Source organism: Nostoc sp. 2RC (genome assembly GCF_014222165.1).
Lineage (GTDB): Bacteria > Cyanobacteriota > Cyanobacteriia > Cyanobacteriales > Nostocaceae > Nostoc > Nostoc linckia.
The window spans coordinates 1-2701 of sequence record NZ_JACKZU010000603.1 but is presented as its reverse complement, the minus strand read 5'-3'; the positions used below and the strand labels follow the sequence as shown (position 1 = coordinate 2701).

The 2701-nt window shown below is 40.1% G+C and carries 1 protein-coding gene; it reads left to right on the top strand.

The genetic code is table 11. The features are described from left to right. Nucleotides 1–797: 797 nt before the first annotated feature. Nucleotides 798–2561: a peroxidase family protein gene (locus tag GNE10_RS33640; protein ID WP_185570374.1), complete on the top strand. Its 1764-nt coding sequence runs from the start codon at nucleotides 798–800 to the stop codon at nucleotides 2559–2561. The last annotated feature ends 140 nt before the right edge of the window (nucleotides 2562–2701 follow it).

The following is a 2701-nucleotide window of genomic DNA, read 5'->3' as shown; positions in this document are numbered from 1 at the left end:
GGGGGGATGGGGGAGACAAGGGAGACAAGGGAGATAGGAAAATAAATGCTGATTTTTTTTCCCCAGTCATCTGTCAACAGTCATCTGTCAACAGTCATCTGTCATCTGTCAACAATTAACAGTCATCTGTCATCTGTCAACAACCAACACTCCCTATCTACTCCACTCCTAATTATTTTTCATATTTAATTTGTTCAAAAATAACATTTTTTTACTTTATAAACATTTACAAAATATCTCTTAACTTTGGATGTTAAGTTACTAGAATTCGGTTGATAAAATAAAGATTATATTGCATCATTCAATTAACCACATTAGTGGGGATCGTCTCTGTTGACGAGGCAAATCGGGCGCAGGATTGACCGCAGATTAAAATTACTGTGTTACTCGGTGCAAGTTTTGATTGCTGCTTGTAATCGGGTACTGAATTTATTATCACGACCATCTATTGTAGAGACGATTTATAAATTAAATATTAAATTTCCATTATGGAAAGAGCGATGATTAATAGCTACTGAGGCTCATCGCTGGTGTTGTGTTAGGCGTAATTGCAGGTGTAATTGTTCAATTAATTTACCAACTTTTACGCCATAACACACCATTAATGGTTGTGCATTACATAAGTTCAATGCACATAAAAGCTTAAGATTTTATTTATAAATGAAGTCTGAAATTTATGGGTCATTTTCAGTAATTTTGTTATTTTGTTGTAGGCAGATTCAAGGAAGTTTTTAAGATTGAATAGCCTTGATGTCTAGGGTTGACGAGATTTGAAATTATTTGCCAGGAGATGAATTATGTTTGGAATTCCGTGGCATAAATTGCCAACTTTCTTTGGGCTTTTAAAATTAGTGCAATTCCGTGGAAAGCTGAGAAAAGAGAATCTCCACGATACTTCGCAACTACCGAATAGTGACAAACTACCTAAGCCTGCTCCCATCACGGGCGATCGCCAATTGAAAGTTCGCAGTGCAGATGGCAGTTACAATGACCTTGAGCATCCAGAAATGGGTATGGCTGGAACTCGGTTTGGGCGCAATGTGCCGTTGCAAGATGCCAAATTTGATGAAAAAAACCTACTTACCCCAAATCCGCGCACAGTTAGCCGAGTGTTATTAGCACGAGATGAATTTCAACCCGCCACAATCTTGAATTTACTCGCTGCTTCATGGATTCAATTTCAAACACATGATTGGTTCAGTCACGGGGGGAACCAGCGCGATAAGAAATTTGAAATTCCCGTGGAAAAGGACGATTCTTGGTCAACAGAACACGGGTCAATGACAATCAACAAAACCCTAGAAGACAAAAGCCGTACTGGAGATACGAACAACCCCGCCAGTTTTATTAATGAAGTTACTCACTGGTGGGATGCTTCACAAATTTATGGCAGTAATCAACAAACCATTGATGCACTGCGTTCTCATGTTGATGGCAAAATGCTAATTGGTGAAGACGGCTTGTTACCATTTCACCCAGAAAACGGCATTGACAAGGTGGGCTTTGCAGGTACTTGGTGGGTGGGCTTAAGTATGTTGCATACCCTATTTGTTAAAGAACATAATACGGTGTGCGATCGCTTAAAGAAAATATATCCTGAGTGGACAGATAACGAACTCTTCGACCATGCCCGCCTGATTATCGCAGCTTTGACAGCTAAAATTCACACCGTAGAATGGACTCCTGCCATCCTGCCACATCCTGTAACCGACATTGCTTTGAATTCCAACTGGTGGGGACTACTGGGAGAAGATTTCAAAAAGCGTTGGGGACGTGTTGGTGATAGCGAATTATTGAGTGGAATTGTTGGCTCACCAACTGACCATCATAGCGCTCCCTATTACCTCACCCAAGAATTTGTCTCTGTATATCGGATGCATCCTTTGATTCCAGATGACTTAGAATTCCACGCAGTTAGTAACGGCAAACTGTTACACAAAAAAGAATTTTCTCAGATAACTGGTAAAAATACCCGTGGAACATTAGAAGAAATTTCCATGCCAGATTTATTTTATTCTTTTGGAACTTCTTATCCTGGTGCTGTGAGATTACATAACTATCCGCGCTTTTTAAGACAATTATCAGGAGAACTGTTAGGAGACGACACACCAGCATTTGATTTAGCTGCTGTTGATATTTTGCGGGATAGAGAAAGAGGCGTTCCCCGTTATAACCGTTTTCGTGAATTATTGGGTAGAGGTAAAGTCAAATCCTTTGAAGAAATTACCAGTAATAAACAATGGGTTAAAGAACTACGCGAAGTTTATAACAACGACATTGACAGCGTAGATTTAATGGTGGGTTTATTTGCAGAAGATTTGCCAGAAGGTTTTGGTTTTAGTGATACCGCTTTTCGCGTATTTATTCTCATGGCATCTCGAAGATTAAAAAGCGATCGCTTTTTTACCAAAGATTACACAGCTGAAGTTTACACTCAATTTGGCTTGGATTGGATTGACAACAACACCTTCCTAACAATCCTCCGCCGTCATTATCCCGAACTCGCACCTGCTTTCTTCGGCATCAGCAACGGCTTTAAACCTTGGAGAAAAGTCGGTTAAATCGACATGTATGGGGAAAGGGAAAGGGGTAATGGTTCGACAAGCTCACCAACCGGGAAAAGGGGAAAGATTAAATTTATTCCTTTTTATTCCTTTTCCCTTTTCCCTTTAACCTTTAACCTTTTCCCCCACCTCCCCAC

Bases quoted from the DNA above. Each gene is read 5' to 3' on its own strand.
- GNE10_RS33640 (WP_185570374.1), top strand. From the start codon at position 798: ATGTTTGGAATTCCGTGGCATAAATTGCCAACTTTCTTTGGGCTTTTA.